General features: G+C 47.1%; 1 protein-coding gene. It reads left to right on the top strand.

Going from position 1 to position 310, the window contains the following annotated elements; genetic code table 11:
- Positions 1 to 310 (top strand): HYR domain-containing protein (locus ACNG5D_RS15950; RefSeq protein WP_418184521.1); only part of this gene is annotated, 310 nt, incomplete at both ends.

Raw genomic sequence — 310 nt, 5'->3', positions numbered from 1 at the left:
GCACCGGTATCTGTAAATGTCGATGCTAATGGCTGTTCTACAGATGCCGCTAATGTCAATCTTGGAACGCCTACTGTGGATGATAACTGTAACACAACAGCCATATCTAATGATGCACCTGCCGTGTTCCCATTAGGAGAAACAACGGTCACTTGGACCGTAACCGATGGTGCTGGTAATACGGCCACTTGTACGCAAACCGTGATTTTAACTGATACTGCGACCCCGGAGATTGTAAACCGTGCTGCACCGGTATCTGTAACTGTTGATGCTAATGGCTGTTCTACAGATGCCGCTAATGTCAATCTTG

The sequence above is a fragment of the Algibacter ulvanivorans genome (assembly GCF_048381495.1).
Taxonomy (GTDB): Bacteria; Bacteroidota; Bacteroidia; order Flavobacteriales; family Flavobacteriaceae; genus Algibacter_B; species Algibacter_B ulvanivorans.
The sequence above is the reverse complement of the archived record's forward strand: the minus strand, read 5'-3'. Positions and strand labels throughout refer to the sequence as shown.